This is a genomic window from Sinorhizobium arboris LMG 14919 (assembly GCF_000427465.1).
Taxonomy (GTDB): Bacteria; Pseudomonadota; Alphaproteobacteria; order Rhizobiales; family Rhizobiaceae; genus Sinorhizobium; species Sinorhizobium arboris.
Genome location: NZ_ATYB01000008.1, coordinates 452,307 through 473,773, shown reverse-complemented (window position 1 = coordinate 473,773; position 21,467 = coordinate 452,307). Strand labels below are relative to the sequence as shown.

The 21,467-nt window shown below is 62.5% G+C and carries 21 protein-coding genes; 9 read left to right on the top strand and 12 right to left on the bottom strand.

The features are described from left to right. Positions 1-250 precede the first annotated feature (250 nt). Positions 251-715 (top strand): DUF421 domain-containing protein, encoded by a 465-nt coding sequence (locus SINAR_RS0102895; RefSeq protein ID WP_027997651.1) that lies wholly within the window; start codon positions 251-253, stop codon positions 713-715. Between the two features lie 35 nt (positions 716-750). Here the strand turns inward: SINAR_RS0102895 and SINAR_RS0102890 are convergent, their stop codons facing one another. Further along, positions 751-1,017: a hypothetical protein gene (locus SINAR_RS0102890; RefSeq protein WP_027997650.1), complete on the bottom strand. Its 267-nt coding sequence runs from the start codon at positions 1,015-1,017 to the stop codon at positions 751-753. 222 nt (positions 1,018-1,239) lie between these two features. Between SINAR_RS0102890 and SINAR_RS0102885 the strand changes: the two genes are divergently transcribed. Beyond that, positions 1,240-2,226, top strand: a complete 987-nt coding sequence (locus SINAR_RS0102885; protein ID WP_027997649.1) for a YihY/virulence factor BrkB family protein — start codon at positions 1,240-1,242, stop codon at positions 2,224-2,226. Positions 2,227-2,235: 9 nt separating this feature from the next. Here the strand turns inward: SINAR_RS0102885 and SINAR_RS0102880 are convergent, their stop codons facing one another. After that, complete coding sequence (locus SINAR_RS0102880) at positions 2,236-3,786, bottom strand: PQQ-dependent sugar dehydrogenase (protein WP_027997648.1); 1,551 nt, start codon at positions 3,784-3,786, stop codon at positions 2,236-2,238. Then, positions 3,779-4,231, bottom strand: a complete 453-nt coding sequence (locus tag SINAR_RS0102875; RefSeq protein WP_027997647.1) for a DUF2231 domain-containing protein — start codon at positions 4,229-4,231, stop codon at positions 3,779-3,781. The genes SINAR_RS0102880 and SINAR_RS0102875 overlap by 8 nt, the downstream gene beginning before the upstream one ends. Before the next feature lie 276 nt (positions 4,232-4,507). On the opposite strand from SINAR_RS0102875, the gene SINAR_RS0102865 reads away from it, so the two are divergent. Genes SINAR_RS0102865 through SINAR_RS0102840 form a run of 6 tightly spaced genes read left to right on the top strand, consistent with a single transcriptional unit; the run spans position 4,508 to position 11,171 of the window. Further along, the gene (locus tag SINAR_RS0102865) at positions 4,508-5,095 is read left to right on the top strand and encodes a cytochrome c oxidase assembly protein (protein WP_027997646.1); all 588 of its coding nucleotides are present in this window, start codon (positions 4,508-4,510) and stop codon (positions 5,093-5,095) included. Then, a complete protein-coding gene (locus SINAR_RS0102860; protein WP_027997645.1) occupies positions 5,086-6,210 on the top strand; it encodes a c-type cytochrome in 1,125 nt (374 codons plus the stop codon). The genes SINAR_RS0102865 and SINAR_RS0102860 overlap by 10 nt, the downstream gene beginning before the upstream one ends. Further along, entirely contained in the window at positions 6,207-7,190 is a 984-nt protein-coding gene (locus tag SINAR_RS0102855) for a cytochrome c oxidase subunit II (protein WP_027997644.1), read from the top strand. The genes SINAR_RS0102860 and SINAR_RS0102855 overlap by 4 nt, the downstream gene beginning before the upstream one ends. Positions 7,191-7,196: 6 nt before the next feature. Then, positions 7,197-8,270, top strand: a complete 1,074-nt coding sequence (locus SINAR_RS0102850; RefSeq protein ID WP_027997643.1) for a sodium:calcium antiporter — start codon at positions 7,197-7,199, stop codon at positions 8,268-8,270. Continuing rightward, a complete protein-coding gene (gene ctaD, locus SINAR_RS0102845) occupies positions 8,270-10,792 on the top strand; it encodes a cytochrome c oxidase subunit I (protein WP_027997642.1) in 2,523 nt (840 codons plus the stop codon). Before SINAR_RS0102850 ends, ctaD begins: the two co-directional genes overlap by 1 nt. 7 nt (positions 10,793-10,799) lie before the next feature. Then, positions 10,800-11,171 (top strand): hypothetical protein, encoded by a 372-nt coding sequence (locus SINAR_RS0102840; protein WP_027997641.1) that lies wholly within the window; start codon positions 10,800-10,802, stop codon positions 11,169-11,171. A 3-nt stretch (positions 11,172-11,174) separates the two neighbouring features. On the opposite strand, the gene SINAR_RS0102835 is transcribed toward SINAR_RS0102840, so the two are convergent. The 7 genes from SINAR_RS0102835 to SINAR_RS01000000132990 all read right to left on the bottom strand — a co-directional run bounded on the left by SINAR_RS0102835 (position 11,175) and on the right by SINAR_RS01000000132990 (position 18,683). After that, positions 11,175-12,191 carry a LacI family DNA-binding transcriptional regulator gene (locus SINAR_RS0102835; protein ID WP_033057083.1) on the bottom strand — a complete coding sequence of 339 codons (1,017 nt, stop codon included), beginning with the start codon at positions 12,189-12,191 and terminating at the stop codon, positions 11,175-11,177. Positions 12,192-12,370: 179 nt separating this feature from the next. Next, positions 12,371-13,666 carry a D-tagatose-bisphosphate aldolase, class II, non-catalytic subunit gene (locus SINAR_RS0102830; protein ID WP_027997639.1) on the bottom strand — a complete coding sequence of 432 codons (1,296 nt, stop codon included), beginning with the start codon at positions 13,664-13,666 and terminating at the stop codon, positions 12,371-12,373. Positions 13,667-13,668: 2 nt separating this feature from the next. Beyond that, a complete protein-coding gene (locus SINAR_RS0102825; protein ID WP_027997638.1) occupies positions 13,669-14,610 on the bottom strand; it encodes a tagatose kinase in 942 nt (313 codons plus the stop codon). Between the two features lie 23 nt (positions 14,611-14,633). Then, the gene (locus tag SINAR_RS0102820) at positions 14,634-15,596 is read right to left on the bottom strand and encodes an ABC transporter permease (RefSeq protein WP_027997637.1); all 963 of its coding nucleotides are present in this window, start codon (positions 15,594-15,596) and stop codon (positions 14,634-14,636) included. After that, a complete protein-coding gene (locus tag SINAR_RS0102815; RefSeq protein ID WP_027997636.1) occupies positions 15,593-17,104 on the bottom strand; it encodes a sugar ABC transporter ATP-binding protein in 1,512 nt (503 codons plus the stop codon). The genes SINAR_RS0102820 and SINAR_RS0102815 overlap by 4 nt, the downstream gene beginning before the upstream one ends. 101 nt (positions 17,105-17,205) lie before the next feature. Further along, positions 17,206-18,096, bottom strand: a complete 891-nt coding sequence (locus SINAR_RS0102810; protein ID WP_027997635.1) for a substrate-binding domain-containing protein — start codon at positions 18,094-18,096, stop codon at positions 17,206-17,208. 215 nt (positions 18,097-18,311) lie between these two features. Then, positions 18,312-18,683 (bottom strand): GFA family protein, encoded by a 372-nt coding sequence (locus SINAR_RS01000000132990; protein WP_033057081.1) that lies wholly within the window; start codon positions 18,681-18,683, stop codon positions 18,312-18,314. Between the two features lie 222 nt (positions 18,684-18,905). Here SINAR_RS01000000132990 and SINAR_RS0102800 point away from each other — a divergent pair, with 222 nt between their 5' ends. Then, entirely contained in the window at positions 18,906-19,280 is a 375-nt protein-coding gene (locus SINAR_RS0102800; protein ID WP_027997634.1) for a DUF427 domain-containing protein, read from the top strand. Between the two features lie 208 nt (positions 19,281-19,488). Here the strand turns inward: SINAR_RS0102800 and SINAR_RS0102795 are convergent, their stop codons facing one another. Further along, on the bottom strand, positions 19,489-20,598 hold the full coding sequence (locus tag SINAR_RS0102795) for a sulfite oxidase (protein ID WP_033056956.1): 1,110 nt from the start codon (positions 20,596-20,598) through the stop codon (positions 19,489-19,491). 351 nt (positions 20,599-20,949) lie between these two features. Then, entirely contained in the window at positions 20,950-21,459 is a 510-nt protein-coding gene (locus tag SINAR_RS0102790) for an adenylate kinase family protein (protein ID WP_027997632.1), read from the bottom strand. Between the last annotated feature and the right edge of the window lie 8 nt (positions 21,460-21,467).

Below are 21,467 nucleotides of genomic sequence, written 5' to 3'. Positions count from 1 at the left end.
AACGCCGCCTGACCCTGTCACCCGAGTTCTTCAGGACTTTTCAGGTTGAGGATATCGATCCGCCGCCGATCGCCGCAGAAGGGGGGGACGACGGCTTGGTCTACCGGTTCCGCTCCGCTTCGCGACGCCCTCTGGCCCTTATGCTGCATCTTCGCTCGCAACGTCCGGGTGTCGTCTCCTATCGAATTAGCACGAACGACGACCCGGCACAGACAGTGCGAACGATCGTCTGGCCTTAGGAGATACGTGAATGGACTCGGTCGCTCGCGGTATCACGATCTATTTCATACTCCTCATCGCGCTCCGGCTTTCCGGCCGGCGCACCGTCGCACAGATGACCACTTTCGATTTCGTACTGCTGCTCATCATCGCAGAGACGACCCAGCAGGCACTGCTGGGCGACGATTTCTCGATCATCAATGCAACCCTGCTCATCCTGACGCTCTTCAGCGTCGACATCGTTCTCTCCTACGTTAAACAATGGTCGCCGAAGATCGCTCTGTTCCTCGACGGTACGGCAACCGTGCTCATCGCGAACGGCAAGGTTGACGAGCAGGCCCTCCGCCGAGCGAGGGTCAATCTCGAGGACATACTTGTCGCCGCCCGAGAGCAGCAGGGATTGGCTCGCCTCGACCAGATCAAATTCGCCGTTCTCGAGGCAGACGGGGGCATAAGCATCATTCCGAGATCAGGCGGGCCGGCGTCAAACGCGTGAAATCCCGGGAAGTGGGCCGCAATGTGGGAACCACTTTATTTCGACCTCATGGTGCAACGGTACTCCCCCTTGACACATGCGGTCTTCGGCGTGGAGCACTCGGCCACTCCGTCGGTCAACGAACAAACCGAGCATTGATCATCAAACTCGAGGCAGTCGGGATTGGCCTCGACGAAATTCTTCATGTTTTGGCCCTGACCTCGCCCTTCCTTTCCGTGCTGCCCATTTGCCGCGATTGCCGGAAGAAACGAAGTGGCCACAACCAATAGAATGGTGGTCAGGCGCAGTGTCGCAAGTTTCATTACATGGCTCTTTTGATTCGGAAAACGCACCACGAGAGCATGGAGCATTTCTTATGAGAAAATAAGCTGTGACGTGAAGTAAGGGTTTCGCGCCGTAATGAATAGCGGAGATCGCAAGGAACAAGGCATCGCTTAGCGTGTTCGAATGCCACCTGCGATCGCCCGCCGCCGGTAAGGCCGATCAACGGCACGGCGGACTTTCGAACGCGCGAGGACAATCAGATGAAATCCGGTGATGCAAAGAGGGGAACCGATGAGCAGGCTCAAGAAGGAGGCAGGGGACGCGCGGCCGACAGCCCGGGCGAAATTCCCGCGAGGGGCTTGCGTGACGTCTTCTGGCGCGTGGTTTCACAGATTAGCGAGGACAGGATTTCGCTCATTGCCGCCGGTGTCACCTTTTATGTGCTCCTCTCCCTGTTTCCAGCGCTTGCCTCGCTCGTTTCCATCTACGGTCTCGTTTCCGATCCAGCCACGATCGCAGAGCAGGCTACGTTGTTCGCGGCCGTTCTCCCGGCGCAGTCGCTTCAGATGATGACCGAGCAATTGGAAACCCTGACGTCCCAGAAGACCTCAAGCCTGAGCCTCGGCTTCATAGCTGGACTGCTCTTTGCGCTCTGGAGCGCACGCAACGGCGTGGGGGCCCTCTTCGAGGCGATGAATATCGCTTACGACGAGACCGAAAAACGCAGCTTCATCCGGTTGACGCTGTTGAGCATCGGCTTCACGCTGGCCGGTTTGATCCTGACCGCCGTCCTCATCGCGGCCATCGCGGTATTGCCGGCCGTGCTGGCCTTTCTCCACCTGGAACTGGAAGGTCTCCTCCGTTTCGTACGCTGGCCCGTGATGCTGTTGCTAATAGCGGCGGGCATCACCCTGATCTATCGCTACGGTCCAAGCCGGGAGCCAGCCAAACTCAGGTGGCTTACCTGGGGCGCGGCCCTGAGCACGATCTGCTGGCTCGTCGCATCCCTGGCGTTCTCGTACTACATCGACAATTTCGCGAACTACAATGCGACCTACGGTGCACTCGGCGCGCTGATCGGCTTCATGCTCTGGATCTGGATATCCACCATGATCGTCATCATCGGTGCTGAACTCAATGCCGAGCTGGAACATCAGACGGCGAGGGATTCAACGACAGGGCAGCCCAAGGAGCTCGGGAATCGCGATGCCTATGTCGCCGACACGGTCGGCGACGCCGAGGATTAGGATCGCAGATTATTGCTGTTGCTCGGGGGATCCCTGTTCCGTAGCCCTTGGCAGAGTAGCCGGCGCGACATCGGTCTGCGGCGGCTCCGGAGGCGTGGCGCCGGCTTCGGGAGGAGCGGCTCCTCCGGATGTTCCTCCTGTCTCACCGGCTGGCGGGCCGGCATCGCTGGTGACCGCGCTATCCCTCTGTCCGTCCGTACCGACGGGGCTCGGCGTCACCCTGCCGTCTGCGCCTGCAATGCGCCAGACGGTATTTCCAGCGTCATCGGCAACAAGCAGCGCCCCGGTCCCGTCGATGGCCACACCAACCGGCCGGCCGCGTGCCTGGTCGCCTTCGATGAAGCCGGTCACGACGTCCTGAGCCTTCCCGGTCGGGAGGCCGTTCTCGAACGGCACATAGACGACCTTGTAACCGTTGAAGGTGCTTCGGTTCCAACTGCCGTGCTCGCCGATGAAGGCGCCGTTGGCGAAGGGCTCCGGCAAGGCGGAGCCGTTGGAGAAGACCAGGCCCAGGGCGGCGACGTGGCTGGAAAGCGCGTAGTCCGGCGGGATCGCTTTCTCGACCATGTCCGGCCGCGGCGGGTGGACCCGTTCATCCACATGCGTGCCGTAATAGCTCCACGGCCAGCCGTAGAAGGCGCCTTCCTGCACTGAAGTCATGTAGTCGGGCACGAGATTTGGCCCCAGTTCGTCACGCTCGTTGACGACCGTCCAGAGCACGCCGGTCTCGGGATGGAAGACCAGCCCGTTCGGGTTGCGCAGGCCGGATGCGAAGATGCGGGCGGCACCCGATTCCCGGTCGACCTGCCAGATCGCAGCGCGGCCTTTCTCGGCCTCGAGCCCGCGCTCGGCCACGTTCGAGTTGGAGCCGACGGAGGCATAGAGATAGCGCCCGTCGGGGCTGAGGGCCAGATCCTTGGTCCAGTGATGGTTGATCGGGCCACCTGGAAGCGGTGTCAGAACCCGCGGTTCGCCGGCGATCTCGGCCTGCCCGAGCTGGTATGGGTAGGCGAGGATTGCATCGGCCGCCGCCACGTAAAGCGTCCCATCGTGCCACGCGACCCCGAAGGGGGAATTGAGACCGGTCAGCAGGTCGCGGCGTTCGTCCACCTCGCCGTCGCGATCGGTGTCGCGGAGCAGCGTTATCAGATTGCTCTCCTTTTCGGTTCCACCACCGCCATGGGCCATGGACATGATCCAGCCTCGGATCATGTCCTTCGGCCGCTCTATCGGCTTGCCCGAAGGCTCGCGCGACTGCACGACGAGAATGTCGCCGTTCGGCAGCGTGTGGACGGTCCGCGGATTGGCAAGGTCCGTCGCGTAGGCTGCGATGACGAGATTGTCGGGCACACGCGGAGACGCCCCGTTTTCCCAGCCCACAACCTCGGCGACCTTCAGGTCCGGCAGGAGCTCCGATGTCGGCTCCGGCAACACCGGATCGGGCCCGATCTGCTGCGAAACGTCGAAGTCCGCGCCGTCATCGCCGCAACCTGCGAGCGCCAGGAGAAGAAGGCCGGATCCGACGAGGTATTTTGCACGGAAGAAGGCAGAGCTATTCATAATCGCTCACTCCGACTTGCCTGCGATAGAGGGTGGCGCGGCCAAGCAAAGCGAAGAGGATCGTCAGAAGCACCGTCGCCGCAGAAAGGATCAATCCGTAGGGTACCACAGCCGTCCAGCCATCGGCGGCATGCACGAGGTTGTTGACGAAGGCGAGGCCGAAGACGAGCACGTAGCCTGCGACATGCAGCCAAACCGTTCCTTGCGCACGTCGCCCCCTTCGAAACAGGAATTCGACCACGCCGGCGAGGCCCGCAACCACCCCGGCCACGATACCGGCAAAGAGCAGCCAGGCGGAGAAGTTCTGCCACATGATATGTCCGGTCTGCCAAAAGGCGATATCGGTCAGAAGCGCGAGCGCAAAGCAGACGACTGGAAACGGGACGAGCAACGAATGGACCGGGGCGGTGACGGTCGTGGCAGTCGACGCGGAATTCAGGCTCATCGGTGCCTCCTGTTCGGCCGACCGTTGAAACCTCGGGCCTGCCCATTTGTTCCGTCCGCGGCCCGGCCGGGTGGTTCGATCGGGTCTTCGCAACCCCAGGAGGAGCGGATTGGAACCATGGAGCACCCGAAACAGTTTCACATGCCGACACAGTAATTCGATGCCGTGTTTCGACCTTGCATGGATCGGTTGTGCCCCGGCCGCGTGCGCCGGCGGCCTTTCGGAAAACCTGACCGTCGCGGCCTTGGTCAGCCGCCCGGAGGACTAGGGGGAGTGATGGGGCCGTTGGCGACGCATATGGCAGTGCACATCGTGCTGATGAACATCGTCGCGCCCCTGGCAGCATCGGGAATATCGTGGATCGGGCCTGCGGGCCGGGCAGTCGGCGGGCAGGTGCTGGCGCTTGCCACTTTTGCGCAGATCACCGCTCTTTGGGCCTGGCATGCGCCGCCCCTCCTCAACCGGGCACTGGAATTTCCTTCGGTTCATTTGCTGATGAATGCCAGTCTTTTCCTGGCGGCATTCCTGTTCTGGCGGGCGGTCCTGCACTTTCATGGCAAGCGTTCCTGGCAATCGATCGTTGCCCTTCTGATGACCAGCAAGCTCTATTGCCTGCTCGCCGTTCTCTTCGTCTTTGCACCCAGAGCGCTCTATCCCGATATCGCTACATCCCACACGGCGCATGCGACCGGAGCCCTGAACACAACTCTGGCCGATCAGCAGCTCGCGGGGCTGATGATGCTGGCAGCCTGTCCGGTGACCTATGTTCTCGCCGGGGTCGTGATCGCCGCGCGCTGGCTCCTGGCACTGGAGAAAGACGAGGCAGCGCCCGAATCGAGAGCAGGTGCAGAAGCGTGGACATGAAAAACCTGCACTGGACGGCCGTGGCGAAAATCGTCGGGCTCGGCGCCTGCCTCCTGATGGCTGCTGGCGCCGTGTTCGTCTGGTCTGGCGTCTATAATGTCGCTGCCTCGAAGGACCATTTGCGGATAACGACCTGGATCCTGACGCTGATCCGCGAGAGATCAATCGCCACCCGAAGCTTTATGATCGACGCTCCGCCGCTCGTTGACGACGGCATGATCCGGCTGGGGGCGTCCCATTACGAAGCTGGCTGCGTGCCGTGCCACAACCGCCCGGGCAAAGAGATAAACCCGATCGTCGGCGGTATGCTGCCGCCGCCTCCGGATCTGATGGAAATCGGCAAGCACCGCCCGTCCAGGGAAATTTTCTGGATCGTCAAACACGGCCTCAAATATACCGGGATGCCGGCATGGACGAATATGCGGCGCGACGATGAGATCTGGTCCGTCACTGCGTTCCTCGCGAGCCTGCCCTTCACCGCCGGCGAATATCCGGATCTCTCAGGTCTCACGCGCAGCCAGGCCAATCCGGGTGAGGAACCCGTGAACGGCGGCGCGCTGACCGCCTGCGGGCGCTGCCATGAACGCGAAGGCACCGGCACCAACGGCGACCGTGTCCCCAGGCTCGCGGGGCTGCCCGAAGCCTATCTCTTTCGCAGCCTGCAGGAATATGCAGACGGGAACCGCGCGAGCGGTGTCATGGAACCGGTGGCAGACCCTCTGGACGAAAGATCCATGCGAGAGCTGGCAGCGCGCTATTCCGCGCTTCGGCCGAGCGCGGAAAAGCCCGCCGCGGCACCTGACGCGGAGCGCCTCAGGCGCGGCGAAGCCATTGCCAATCGCGGCATAGCGCGACAGGGCGTGCCCGCCTGCCTGAGCTGCCATTCCGGGCGTCAATCGCAGCAGTTCCCGGTGCTCGCCGGCCAGCATGCCGAGTACATCGAGGAGCAGATACGGCTCTGGCAGCGCGGCGGGCGGATCGGGACGCCCTATGGGAGGATCATGGCGGCAGTCGCGGGAGCTCTGGAGGAAGGTCAGATAGAAGACGTCGCCGCCTATCTGGCATCTCTGCCCCGCGGAAGCGCGCCGGCGCCGATAGCGGAGGTGAACCGATGAGGCTCGCCCGGTCCTTCGCGCCGACGAGCGCTCTAGCGCTGCAGGGTTGCGCCGGGCTGCAGTCCGCGCTCGATCCCTCCGGTGCGGAGGCAGAACGCATCGGAACGCTCGGTTGGCTGTTGATCCTCTTCTCTACCGCCATCCTCGTCGGAGTCTGTCTCATCACGGCGATTGCGCTGTTCGGCGGCGAGCGCTGGCGCGCCCGGATCGCCGGCGAGAGGGTGATCATCGGGGGTGGCCTCGTTTTCCCGATCCTCGCCCTCAGCATTCTGCTGAGCTACGGCTTTTACCTGATGGCGCCTGGCACCACTTCGGTGCGACCCAAGGGCGGGCTGCGCATCGAGGTCGTTGGCGAGCGCTGGTGGTGGCGGGTGACCTACGTGGACGAAACCGGACGCCGCATCGAGAGCGCCAATGAAATCCGGCTGCCCGTCGGCCGGCCGGTGGAGCTGGAACTGACATCGGCGGACGTGATCCACAGCTTCTGGGTGCCGCGGCTTGCCGGCAAGCTCGACATGATCCCCGGCCATAAGAACACGCTGACACTTCAGGCAAACAAGGCCGGCATCAGTCGCGGCCAATGTGCGGAATATTGCGGCGGGCCGCATGCCTTCATGTCCTTTTACGTGATCGCCATGCCCGAAGACCAGTTTTTCTCCTGGCTCGCAGTCGAAGCCAGCGACGCCTCGACCGCGAAACCGGATCAGGCTGCGGGGCAGGCGCTTTTCCTCTCCTCCGGCTGTGCCGCATGCCATAGCGTTCGCGGTACGGATGCCCGGGGCACGATCGGTCCCGATCTGACGCATGTGGGCAGTCGGCACTCGCTTGCCGCCGCGACGCTCGAGAACGACGTTGCGGCCTTCGTCCGCTGGGTCCGCGACGGCCAGCACGTGAAGCCGGAGAATCTGATGCCGCCATACGAAATCTTCACCGAAGACGAATTGCGGCAGCTTGCCGCCTATCTGGACCAATTGAGGTAACGACCCATGCTTGACTTCGCCGGTCTCGGACTTTGGCTGAATCTCGCAATCTTCGCGGGGGCGGCCGTAGCGGTCTGGATTGCAGGCGTCAGGATCACGGGATATGCCAATGCAATCAGCGAGAAGACAGGAGCAGGCCAGGCCTTCATCGGCGTCGTGCTTCTCGGCGGCATCACGTCTCTTCCGGAACTGGCGGTAGCCGTAACCTCGTCGCTCAGCGGAGATGCCAGCCTCGCTGTCAACAGTATACTCGGCGGCATCGCGATGCAGGTGGCGATCCTTGCCTTTGCCGACATGCTGATCGGCCGCCAGGCACTGACATCTGTCATTCCCGATCCGGTCGTCATGCTGCAGGGCGGCTTCAAAATCCTCCTCCTTTCGGTCGTCGCCGCCTCGATCGTGGTGGGCGACACGCCGGTGCTGTTCTCCGGCGTGTGGATGTGGCTGCTTGCAGCCGTGACCGTCTTCGGCCTGTGGGTCTTGTCGCGGACGCAGCGTGACAGGCCCTGGATTGCGAATGACGAGGAGGTCACGCCCGAGAAAGAGGAAGAACGGGCGCGGAAGGAGGCCGAGGACAGCAAGAGGAAATCGCTGCGAGAGGTAGGCTGGGCCACTGCCGGCTGCGGCGCCGTCATCATCGTCGCAGGCTATCTGCTTTCGCGTTCGGGAGACGCGATCGCCGAAGCGACCGGGCTCGGGCAGAGCTTCATCGGAGCGGTGCTCGTGGCGATCGCGACATCGCTGCCGGAAGTCAGCACGGTGTTCAGCGCCACGCGGGCGGGCCTGTACACGATGGCGATGTCGGATATTTTCGGCACGAATCTCATCGACATTTTCCTTCTTTTCGTCGTCGATCTCACCGGAGGCGCCGATGCGGTGATGAACAGCGTCGGACGGTTCGAGGCCTTTGCCGCGCTGATCGCGATCACCGTGACGGCGATCTTCTTCATAGGTCTGGTCGAGCGGCGGGACCGGACGATCCTCAAGATGGGTTACGACTCCTTTGCGGTCCTCAGCGTTTATCTGGCGGGGCTGGTCGTCCTCTATTTCCTGCGCGATCCAAGCGGTGGAGGCGGATGATGGAACTCCCGAATCCCGATCCACGACCCGAAGGAGAGGTCCGTGAACTGGAACGCATCTGGGCCACGCCGCGCGGTTGGCGGCTGGTGACAGCGGTCAACAACACGGTGATCGGCCTTCTCTATATCGGCGTCGCGTTCCTGTTTTTTCTCATGGCCGGTCTGCTGGCCGTCGTCATGCGCACGCAGCTCGCCATCGGCGACAACCGTCTCATCGACCAGGACCTCTACAATCAGATGTTCACCGTCCACGGCACGACGATGATGTTCCTCTTCGCGGTGCCTGCGGTCGAGGCGCTGGGCGTCATGCTGCTGCCGCAGATGCTTGCGGCGCGCGACTTGCCCTTTCCGAGACTCAGCGCCTTCGCGATCTGGGCCTATGTGGTTGGCGGCCTGGTCTTCTTCTCGACCATCTTCTACGACCTGGCGCCGAAAGGCGGCTGGTTCATGTATCCGCCGCTGACGCTCATGGAATATTCGCCCGGCGACAACGCCGATTTCTGGCTGCTCGGCATCGGCTTCATCGAGATTTCCGCGATCGCCGGGGCAGTCGAGATCGTCGTCGGCGCGCTGAGGACACGACCGCCGGGCATGTCGCTCGCCAAAATGCCGATCTTCGCCTGGACGATGCTGATCTTCGCAAGCATGATCATGTTCGCCTTCCCGGCGGTGATCCTGGCGACGATGATGCTGGAGATCGAACGGGCGTTCGGATGGCCCTTTTTTACCGCAGCACTCGGGGGCGATCCGCTGCTCTGGCAGCATCTCTTCTGGTTCTTCGGGCATCCGGAAGTCTACATCATCTTCCTTCCGGCCGCGGGCCTCGTCTCGATGATCGTGCCTACCATGGCCCGCACGCCGCTCGTCGGCTATCACCTGATCGTCGTCGCCCTGATCGGCACAGGCTTTTTCAGCTTCGGGCTTTGGGTGCATCATATGTTCACCACGGGCATCCCGGCGCTTAGCCTTGCCTTCTTCTCCGCCGCCAGCATGGCGGTCGCCGTTCCCTCGGGCATCCAGGTCTTTTCCTGGATCGCGACCATTGCCGCCGGGCGGGAGCGCTTCCGGATCACGACGGCCTCGCTGTTCATTATCGGTTTCCTGTTCATCTTCACGCTCGGTGGACTTACCGGCGTCATGGTGGCCATGGTGCCCTTCGATCATCAGGTACACGATACCTATTTCGTCGTTGCGCATTTCCATTACGTTCTGATCGGCGGATTCGTATTTCCGCTGTTTGCGGCGATTTATTACTGGATGCCGCTCTTCAGTCGCCGCATGCTCTCGGAGCAAGTGGGCCGGTGGGTTTTCTGGCTGATCTTCATCGGCTTCAACGTCACTTTTCTTCCAATGCACCTGACCGGCCTCAAGGGCATGCCGCGGCGCATCTGGACCTATCCCGCCGAAATGGGCTGGGACATGCTGAACCTCATCTCGACGGCTGGAACCTATGTGCTTACCGCCGGCGTTCTCCTCTTCCTGGTGGACCTCGCCGCGAAATTCCGCATCGGGAATGGGCCTCACGAAAACCCTTGGGGCGCGGGCACGCTCGAATGGCTGCCGAACGACGTCTACTCCACCCGAAGCATTCCCCACATCACCAGCCGCGAACCTCTGTGGGACAGGCCGAGCCTTCCCCGCGAGGTCCGCGACGGCCATCACTATCTTCCGAACGCTCCGACCGGCTGGAGAGAGACGATCGTGACCTCGCCGATCCATGCACGTCCGCAATATGTCGTCCAGATGCCCGGTCCCGGCTGGCCGCCTTTCCTTGCGGCCGTCTTCACGGCCGCGTTCTTCCTGTTGCTGACGGTCAAGATGGTGGCGATTGCGACCATCTGCGGAGTCCTCGCCATCGCTTTCGTCCTCGTCTGGGCCTGGGGGCTCGATCCCGGTCCGTCGAAAGGCGCGATAGAAATTGCCAAGGGGGTCCGCGTGCCGACCTATATGAGCGGCCCGACATCGCATTCCTGGTGGGCGATGGTGGTCCTGATGTTCGTGGCGGGCTCCCTCTATCTCGCCTATGTCTTTTCCTACCTGTTCCTCTGGATCGTCTCGCCGGAGGTCTGGGCGCCGGAGGGCTCTCCCGAGCCGCCGCCGCTCCGTTGGCCCTTCGGATCCGCGGCGCTGCTTTGCACCGGTTCGGCTATTCTATGGCTTGTGAGCCGCAGGCTGCGGATGTTCTCGGCGTCGCGCGTGGCGATGTCGCTCGCTCTGCTTCTTTCGCTCGCCTGCCTGACAGGTGCGTTCGCACTCGAGCTTCGGGGACACTTGGCGACCGGCTTGAGCCCCGATGAGAACGCCTATGCGGCCATGGTCTATCTCGGCGTCGTTCTCTTCGCTCAACTCGTCTTCGCCCTCCTGATCATGGGGCTGTTCACCGTGGCGCGGCATCTCACGGGGAAACTGGATGCCGTGCGGCGCGTGACCTACGACAGCTATGCGCTGCTCTATTACTACACCGTCGCCCAGTCGCTGTTGGGCCTCGGACTGCTTCACGGTTTCCCGCGGCTGATCGGATAGGTGCGCCATGAACGATCCCGTCCGCGAACCACCCGTCGCCGGCGCAATTTTCTTTCTTCTGGCAGGACCGATCCTTTGGGGTGGACATCTGCTTGCCGTCTACACCTTCCACGCCGTGGCGTGCGCCGCCGGAGGGCCTTGGACGACCACCATCATTCCCGGATCCATCGTCGTGGCCACACTCGCCGCGGCCGGGGCACTCCTGCTGGCCTACGCGTTTCCGGGAAAGCTCGCGCAAGTGCTGCGCTGTGCCGACCGGGGAAACGACCAGCCCTTCCTGATCCGCGCGGGACGCCTTCTGACAGTCCTGTCCCTGGCGGGTGTCCTGTGGACCGGCTCTGCGGCGCTCGCGCTTGCGCCATGCGCACAGTTCAGGTGAGTTCTAAGCCGAACCCCGCAACATGATCTCGGCGCTCAGCAAAATGCGTTCGTCGTCGCGAAAGGCTTCACCGTTACCCGAAGCCTCGCCGAGCTTGTACAGGAGCAGTTCGATCGCCAGCCTGCCGATTTCGTTGTAGTTCTGCGCGACCGTCGTCAGTGGCGGACAGGTGTAGCGGGACAGGGGATGATCGTCGTGGCCGGCGACCCTCAGATCGCTGTCGGCATCGCGCCCGACCTTTAGGCCCGACTGAAAGGCGGCGGCAATGACGCCGAAGGCGACGCGGTCGTTGGCGCAAAGAACGGTTTGCGTCGGAAAGCCGCCCTCGGACAGGATGCGCCGCGTTTCGTCGAAGCCGAACTTCTCGAAGTCCCAGGAAGCATTGGCCGTCGTCTCGACGACTGCCGGTTTCATTTTCAGTTGCCGCATGGCGTCGAGATAGGCCTCTTGGCGCGCCATGGCGTTGTTGTTGACCGGGGGCATGCCGAGATAGCACGGAGCGCCGCCCGAGCGGCAGAGATAATCGACCATCAGTCTGAAGCTCTGCCGGTTGTCGGTTCCGACGAAGGAGGAACTGTCGTCGAGCGGCGAGTCGACGTAGATCAGCGGAATGCTTTGTCCGAGCGCGCTCAGCTTCTGATGATGCGACTGTACGCCGAGCGGCGCGATGATCGCGCCGGCGACATTCATCGACTTGAAGGTTTCGATCGCCCTTTCCTCCATCTCGGGTCTGCCGTCCGAGGAAAGGACGAAGGCAAGGAACCCCGCCTGATCGGCGATGTGCTCGATGCGGCGCGTCAGCGCCATGTAGAACGGGTCCGTCGAGTTGGGAACGATGACACCGAGGATATTGGTGCGGCGGCGGTTCAAATTGACAGCGAAGATGTTCGGCCGAAAGCCCGACTGCTTTATCGCCGCTTCGATGGCATCGCGCGTCTTCTTCCGGACCGATGTCGGGTCGTTGAAGTATTTGGAGACGGTGGGGCGCGACAGGCCGACGAACTCCGAAAAATCTTCCATCGTCTTGATCTGCCTGTTCACGGCCAAAGTGCCCCGCTCGTTGATTTTGTTCTCGGAATATCCACCGATTGCAGCGTCTTCGCTAGAGCGGGATGAGGAAAAGTGCGTGTGGTTTTCCGCCCGCCCCGCGTCTCAACTGATTGGAACCGGTCACCTTCGCCAATTCCGGCAGATTCGGCCTAAATCATCCTGACCTGATGCCGGCACGCCGCGAAATAATCCTGCAGAATCGCGTCCACCGCGGCAAGTGCCAGTGCTTTGGCCTGCGGCGCGACTTCGCCGTCGCGAACGCGCGCGTAACTGCCGGCAAGAAACTGGCTGATCAATGTTTCCGGGATCGTCAAACCATCGAGCAACGACATGAGTTCGTCGACGGCTGCAGCGACCTTCGGGTGCGGCCAGTAGTAGCGTATGCGGTCGCTATAGGAGAAGTGCCGCTGGAGGCGCTGCTCGTCCGCCGAGCCGTGATAGTATTTTCCCCAGTTCGCCGGTTCCTCGCGCATCACGGCTTCCGTGACCTCCGCCAGCGTCCGCCGGCGTGTATCGGGAAAGAGGAAGGCGGCGATTCGGTCGAGGCCATACAGGGCTTCGCGAAGCGCAAATGTGAGACCGGGTCCGACCTTCAGGATCGCGAAGCCGTCGGCGACGAGCTCGCAAAGCGCGTCCCGCGTCTGGTAGTCGGTGGAATGGGCCTCGAAGACCATTCCGCCAAGTTCTCGCAAGCTGGCGCTCAGCTTTGCTGCCTTGGCACGATCATAGGCAATGACGTTCTCGTTGCCGAATTCGACTCCCGGCTGAACCACCGCGCCCACGACGCGGCTGAAGGCGCCGGCTGCGCCAGCGTCCTCGAAAGCAGCGCGATGGACGCGCACGGTCTCGAGGGCAGCTTCGGGAGCAGTCACCTCGAGGGTGTCGATCTCTTCAAGCGCACCGCCCGGAACCGGGACTTCGGTGCCGATGATGTAGACCGGGAGAACGCCCTTGCGGGCGCGAATGGCATCCTCGGCGACAGCCGCCAGCCGCGCCGCCCGGGCTGCCGTCGTGGCGTCGGGGAGGGCGGCCGGTTCGCCGGCGCATCCCATGCTGGTATCGAGATGCAGCTTGGTGAATCCGGCTTTCGCGTAGGCCGTGATCATCGCCTCTGCCTTGGCCATTGCCTCGTCGGCGGGCAGATGCTTCCAGGGATTGGGCCCGAGATGGTCTCCGCCGAGCAGAACTTTCTCCCGGGAGAACTCGATCCGGTCGGCGATCGCGCCCACGAAGCGGGTGAAATCCTCAGGCGTCATGCCGGTATAGCCGCCGTCCTGATTGACCTGGTTGCATGTCGCCTCGATCAGCACCGGCGTTTTCTCCCGTTGCGCGCGCAGCATGGCGGCCTCGATCACGAGCGGGTGCGCCGAACAGATCGACGGTATGCCGCGCGGACCCGGACGCTCGCTCCACCGCGCGATGTCGATCAGGTAGTTCTCATGCATGGTCAGGCCTTTTGCTCGCTGATGAAGGTTTCGAGTTCCGCGCGCGTCGAAGCGCCTTCCATGGGGCCGAAGCGCATGACCGCGCGTGCGCCGGAGGCGGCGGCGAATTCCAGCGCTTCGCGGGGGCTTGCGCCGTTGAGCCAGAAGGCGACGAAGGTCGCGCCGAAGCAATCGCCAGCCCCGGTCGGGTCGATTTCCTCGACCGGGAATCCGGGCTGGGAGAGGGACGTCGCCGCATCGAAATAGCTGGCGCCTGCGGCGCCGCGTTTGACGACGACGGCTTTGATGCCGGATGCGAGGAGTTCGGCGACCGCCTCACCCTCCGTTTTTGCTTCGGTGAAGAGGAAGAGCTCGTCTCCGCTCGGCAGGAAAAGATCGGTCTCGGCGAGCACCGTAAGCAGCGCCTCGCGCATGCCGGGGCTTTTGAGGATCTCCGGACGAAGATTCGGATCGAAGGAGACGGTGCCCCCGCCCGCCTTGACGATTCCGATCGCTGCGAGAATGCTCTCGACCACGCTCGGCGCGTAGAGCGACGAGCCCATGACATGAATGTGGCTGCATTCGCCGACGAACCGGGTCATGCGCTCGTCGAGCATGATCTTGCCGCAGGCGCTGTCGCGGATGTTGAAGACGAAAGCGCGGCTGCCATCGGGCCGGTAGCGGACGAAGGCGCTGCCGGTCGTGGCGAGCGGATCGACCTCGATGCCGGAAATGTCGACGCCGTCGTCCTTGAGGCGTTCGAGGTTGACCGTGCCGAAGTCGTCTCCTCCGACGCGGGAGATGATCGCGCATGGCTGGCCGAGCTTCCCGGCCTGGTCGATGAAGATGGCCGGTGCACCTGAAGGGAAGGGGCCGATGAGCGGCGTCGCCTGCCGAAACCCGTCACCCTTCTCGGTCGCGATGATCTCGACGAGAATCTCGCCGATCGTCAGTATCTTGTGCATGTGGATGTCACTCGTGTCGGAGTTCAGCGCTTTGCCTGCTTGGCGCGGACGTCGAGCCAGACGGCGACGAGGATCACCAGGCCCTTGACGATCAGCTGGTAGAAATAGGGGACGGAGAGCATGTTCATGCCGTTGTTCATCACGCCGATGATGAGCGCGCCGATCAGCGTGCCGACCATGGTTCCGACGCCGCCGGCAAGGCTGGTGCCGCCGAGAACGGCCGCGGCGATCGCGTCAAGCTCGTAGCTCATGCCCGCATTGGTCTGTGCGGAAAACAGGCGGGAGGAAAGCAGAACGCCGCTGATGGCCGCCATCACGCCGGAGATCATGAAGATCAGGATCTTCAGCCTGTCGACCTTGATACCGGAATAGACGGCCGCCTCACGGTTGCCGCCGGTCAGATAGGCGCGCCGGCCGAAGCTCGTCTTGCTGAGCACGATCTGATTGATGACGAAGAGAACGGCGACGACCCAGATGATGATCGGCAGTCCCAGGAAGCTCTCGGTGCCGATTGCCGTCCAGGTTTCGTTGTCGATCATGGCCGGCGCTCCATTGGTGGGCAGGCTGACCATGCCGCGATAGATGCCCATGGTGGCGACCGTGACGATGAAGGACGGCAAGAGCAGCTTGGCCGTCAGCACCCCGTTCAGCATTCCCATCAGGGCGCCGGCGGCGAGCGTCAGCGCGATCGCCGGCATGAAACCCATCCCGAAGGCAAAGCATTGCGCCCCGACCATCCCTGCCACCGCGATGATCGAGCCGACGGAAAGATCGATCTCGCCGAGCAGGATCACCCATGTCATCCCGAAGGCCGCGATCGCGACCACGGCGACCTGCTGCAGGATGTTCATGAAGTTGACCACCGTCATGAAGCGCGGGTTGAAGAAGGAAAAGACGATGCAGAGCATCACCAGCGAAAGGAAGATGCCGCCATACTGCTTGAGAGCCCGAGCCAGGGCGGCTTTGGCTGCTGTGTTCTGTGTCATGATTGAAAACCTGTCGCGTGAGCCATGATCGTCTCTGGAGTCAGGCCGGAGCCTTCGAGCGTGGCGCCGGGCGCGCCCTCATGCATGACGACCACGCGGTCGCTCATTCCCAGGACTTCGGGCAAGTCGGAGGAGATCAGCAGAATTGCCGTTCCCTCGGCCGCCAGCTGGCGGATGATCTTGTAGATTTCGAATTTCGCGCCGACGTCGACGCCGCGCGTCGGCTCGTCGAGGATCAGCACCTTGGGTCGCGTGAGCAACCATTTGGCGAGCACGATCTTCTGCTGATTGCCGCCGCTGAGCGCCCCCGCCGGCGTTTCCAGCGAGTTCGTCTTGATCGAGAGCTTCCCGACCTGTTCGGATGCGGCTGCCCGTTCCGCGCCGTTGCGGATGAAACCCAACCCTCCGGCGAAGTCCGCGAGAGCCGCCATGGATATGTTCCACTCGACGCTATGGCCGAGGACGAGGCCCTCTTCCTTGCGGTTCTCCGTCACGAAACCGACGCCGCGGGCGATGGCCTCGTCCGGGGAACGGAACCGCACGACCTCGCCATCGAGGCGCACGGTGCCTGCGGCGCTCTTCATGCCGAAGAGTGCGTTCATCACCTCCGAGCGGCCCGAACCGACAAGGCCGAAGAAGCCGAGGATCTCGCCGGCTCGCACGTCGAAGGACACGTCGTGAAACTCGCCTTCGCGCGTCAGCCGGTCGACTGCCAGGACCGGGGCCTTGTCCGCCGCCACATTATGCACCGGCGGCGGGTATATTTCGTCCATGCGGCGCCCGACCATCAACGCGATCAGCGTCTCGATGGTGACCTCGTCGCGCGCATGCGTCGAGACATATTCGCCGTCTCTGATGACGGTGATGTCGTCGCTGAGCCGCATGATCTCTTCCATGCGGTGCGAAATATAGATGATCGCGGCGCCGCGCTGCCTCAGCCGACCGATGATCTCGAAGAGGATCTCGGCCTCGCTTTCGCTGAGCGAGGAAGTCGGCTCGTCCAGAATGACGACCTTGGCCTCATGGCTCAGGCCCTTCGCGATCTCGACGAGCTGTCGCTGGGCGATCGAGAGATTGCCGACCTTCTCCGTCACGTCGACGGGAAGTCCGAGGTCGGCTACGATCCGCCGAGCCTTTGCGACGAGCGCCTTATCGTTGATGAAGCCGAAGCGGCGCGGCTCGCGGGTGGCGAGGATGTTCTCGGCGACCGTCAGATTGTTGCAGAGGCTCAATTCCTGGAAGACGATCGCCAGGCCGAGCGAGGCGGCCTCCTGCGGGTTGGCGGGCCGGTAGGCCCGTCCGTCGAGAACGATCTCTCCCGACGTCGCCCCGTGCACGCCGGCGAGAATCTTCATCAATGTCGATTTGCCGGCGCCATTCTCGCCGAGCAGTGTGTGCACCCGGCCGCGACGGACTTCCAGCCGCATCCCCTTGAGGGCGGCGACCTGCCCGAAGGACTTGGTGACATCGGTGATCTTGAGAATGGTATCCGCAGCGGAACCGTGCATGGCGGGCCTCCTTCAGCCGGACCGGAGCGTATCCGGCATCATGCGCCGGATACGCTCGTGGTATGCCGCCTCCGCGAGGCGGCAGCCGTCCTGGGAGGGACCTATTTGCCGGTGTAGACGCCCGGTACGATCGGCTGCTCCGCCGGTACCGTATCGCCGGCGACGACCTTGACAGCGGTGTCGATCGCCTGCTTGCCCATTTGGTCCGGGAACTGCTGGATGACGCCGACCATGACGGGATTGGCGTCGACGGCATCGCGTGCTTCCTTCATGCCGTCGAAACCGATCACCTTGACCTGCGATTCCAGTCCCGCGGCCTTGACGGCAACGGCCGCGGCAAGGGCCGCATCGTCGCCGAAGCCGAAAATGCCGGTAATGTCCGGATTGGCCTGCAGCATGTTCTGCGCGGCGGCGAGGGCCTCGGCGCGGGTGATCCCGGTCTGGGTCGCGACGATCTCCATCTCCGGATGCTTTGCGATCGCTTCCTTGAAGCCGTTGACGCGGTTGACGACCGACTGAACCGTCGGATAGTCGATAATGGCGACCTTGCCCTTGTTTCCGAGAACCTCGGCCATGAGTTCGCCCGCCTTCACGCCGCCGGTGAAATTATCGGTGCCGATATGCGACGTCACCGTCGTGCCGTTGGCCGGGACGTCGACGGTAATCACCTTGATACCGGCTTTTTCCGCCTTTGCGATGGCGGCGCGTACACCCTGGCTGTCGACAGGCGAAATGACGATGACATCAACGCCCTTGACGATGAAGTCCTCGACGTCGGCGAGCTGTTTGTTGAGGTCCTGATTGGCGATCGCCACTTCGAGAGCGACGTTCTTCTCCTTGGCTTCGGCTTTCATCGCCGAGGCAAGCTCGATGTAGAACGGGTGCTGCTGGGTCAGGAGCGATGCGCCAATGCCGTCGGCGAAGGCGCCGGATGCCAGCAAGGTGAGCGCGGTGCCGGCGACGAGAGTTTTGAGAATGCGGGGCATGTTCATGGTTTCCTCCCTTGGAAACGGCGGGCCTTCAACGTTTGCAACCAGGCAGGCAGGCCCTCCCGTCCCTGACCTTGGCAGGGAGTAAACACCATAAAAGTTTTCGCGCGTCAATTTTAAAAGATACGCGTATCAATAAAAAATAGGTCACGAGAAAATATTAGGCTGGCGAAATTCCCGATCGCTTCCCTTGGCCGCGACAGGTGCGAACCCGTCGGCTAACCTCGATCGCCCTGATATTGCGGCACCGGAACGGGGGGCAACCAGCTCTCGCGCCTGACGACCCAGATCTCGTATTGGGGATTGAGAGCGGCGGGGGCATCGTCCAGTGAACCGACGCGAATTTCGGTTTCCTCTTCTCCCGGGTTGAAGAGCCGCGATCCGCAGTCGGGGCAAAAGCCGCGGCCGGCGAATATCTTGACTTCGCCGGAGCTTTTGAAAGCCCGGGTGGGCCAGACGGCGAAGGTCACGAAGGAAGAGCCGCTTTCCTTGCGGCAGTCCGCACAATGGCAAAGTCCCACCCGCAAGGGTTCTCCGCTCACCTCGTATCGCACCCCGCCGCAAAGGCATCCGCCTGTTCTCCTAATCATCTGCCGGCATCTCCAATCTGGTTCGACTTCGAGCGGGATCAAGGAAAGGCGCATGCCCGTTTCCGCCCGCATCCCGCTCCAACTCTTTCAAATCTCCGATGTTTCATGACTTTGCTTGGCCGGACAAGAAGGCATCCGGCCCGTCGAGGCGACGCGGCCCTTGGGAACCGGGAGGCGTGACCCTATCTAAGAGGCGGTGCAACCACCTGAAGGCGAAGGCTCATGTCAGACAAGCCGATCAGAATTCCAGGCCCCGACCATCCGATCACTGTCGAACGCAATCCCGGACGCGTCGTCGTCAAGCTCGATGGCCGCGTCGTGGCCGATACGCGCGACGCCCTCACATTGCGCGAGGCGTCCTATCCGCCCGTGCAGTACATCCCCCGCAGCGACGTCGACATGTCGCTGCTTACGCGCACGGATCATGGGACCTATTGCCCCTACAAGGGCGATGCGTCCTATTACAGTATCGCAGCCGGCGGCGAGCGCTCGAAGAATGCCGTCTGGACCTATGAGAATCCGCATGATGCGGTCCGCGAAATCAAGGACCACCTGGCGTTCTATCCGGACCGGGTGGATTCGATCGAGGAAAGCTAACGGCACCAACGGTAACTCGACGAATGCGCCGAGTGACGGTTTCCGTGCCCGAAGCGGACGTCAAATATCTGTTCGCCCACGGCCGCTTTGCGCCCCCATAATGGTCATCGAGCCACCGGTCGCTGTCGCCGCAAAGCGGACATGACGCAGTGCAGTGACAACGCGGGTCGCAGTTGCGCCAAGTCGCCATTCCGTCCCGTGCGGGTGATTAGATCACGAATTCCTCCTCGTACGTCTGTGGCTCGGGAACGACCGTAACCTCCACCGGAACGATCCAATTGGCCGCGTAGCTCTCGCAGTCTGAACGCGGGAGCTCGGGCTGCACGCACCCCGCCCCATCGATCGCGCGACATCGCAGTATATATCGCCCGACTTCTTGAGGGGTCCACATGTACTCCCACAAGCGCCATGCAAAGGGACGTTCTGTTTCGAGGAGCCTTCCCTCGCGCCAGCCCCTGCCATCTCCGGTGCAGACCTGCACCTGCCGGATAACAGCCTCTCCGCTCCAGGCGGCTCCGAAAATCCGATACGGTTGGCCGGCGATGAGATGCGCGCCCTGCACGGGACGCGCGATCTGCGCTTTGACCTCCATCTCCGCAAGCGGGACCAGCCTGGGTTCCCCGAGGCTGCGCTCCCAACGGAAATAGTCGCGCGCCTGCCAGTAGCCAAGGAACGGTTGCTCCACAACCGTGATATGCGTGATCCACTTGACCCAAGCCATGCCGAACCAGCCACCCACGACCGCGCGTAGCGGGTAGCCGTGATCGCGCGTCAGCGCCTCCTCGTTCATCGAATAGGCAAGGATCGTGCTGTGAGCCATTGCCTTCTCAAGCGGTAAACTGCGCGCAAAAGCGATGGGGCCGGGAGAAGCCGTTTTCTTGTTCGTATCGACGACGCCGCTGTCTGCGCCTACGAGCAGAACCTCACGTGCGGTTCGCTTAACGCCCGCCATTTCCAAAATCTCGCGCAGAAGAACACCTGTCCACGCGGCATTGCCGACGGCTCCGTTCTGCCACTGCAACCCCTCCTTCGGCGGCACATAGTAGACGCGCCCGTTCCCTGCGCACTCGATGACGGCGGTGAAAGTCGTGCTCCGCATCGCCTTGATGCTGTCGAGGTCAAGTTCGATTGGCCGCTCCACCGCCCCGCCAACGCGCAATCTCCAGTCTCGCGCATCGAGGTCCGGCGACGCGAAATGGTTTCGCACGAAGAACAGCTCGGTTGGGATCAGCCAATCGGAGAGCGACGCAAACGGAAACTCGATGTTCTGTGGGGATTTTTGTCGAACTATTAGACTGGGTCGCTCTGGTGTCGGCATCGTCCTCGTCTCCCCTTCCAAGAGCACAACGCCGGCTCTCGGTCGCGCGATTCCGGTTCGATCACACCGCCCCTCGCAGTGCGTCTGTCGCGTTCCGCCATTCAGTTGCATTCTAGCACATACCGCACGTTCCTCGGATCGACCTCGAACGGCAGCAAAGGGCCCGAATGCTGCTATATGCCCACGTCTCTTTTGCGCCCGCAAGACGGTCGTTGGGACGCCAGGTTCGTCATTCTGGAAGCTGCCGGTGGGCTACGAACGCGGAAATACCGCCGCCAGTGAGGCGTCTAGACGGCTAGTCTTTTCCCGTATAAATCGGGGCTTTCCCTTCCATCACATAGCTGCACGGCTTCAGGTGAGTTTAGCGAGGATATCGTCGACGACACCTGGGACGGTTTTCGCCGTGTCGATGATGATGCCGGCAGGAAGATGTTCCCGAGTGTGATGGTAGCGGAGTACCAGCGCCCGCTCGGCCGGCTCAAAGCCCGGCTCATTCGGCCGCCCATCTAATCGTCGGGTCAACGTCTCAACGTCGATGTCGAGTACGAAAACCTTGTTGAATAGGTCCAGGAATTTGTGGAAATTGCGCGAGCCGCCACAGAAGAAGGTGGCAGGATGCGTGGTGTCGGCAGCAATAGCCCGAACCTTGTCGACCCGCCAGATCCAGTGCGCGTATCCCCAAACTATGCGGTCCGCGCCTTTGGGCGGTCCTGCGAGTTCCTGGCCTGTCTCGGGGTCGCCAACATAGGCCAAGACCCGGTCACCATGGACGACATGGTAGCCCCGCCGCTCCAGTTCGGTAGCGACAGATGTCTTTCCAGTGCCGGAACCGCCTTCGATCAGATAGTTCTTGATGCCCATGGGGGCTC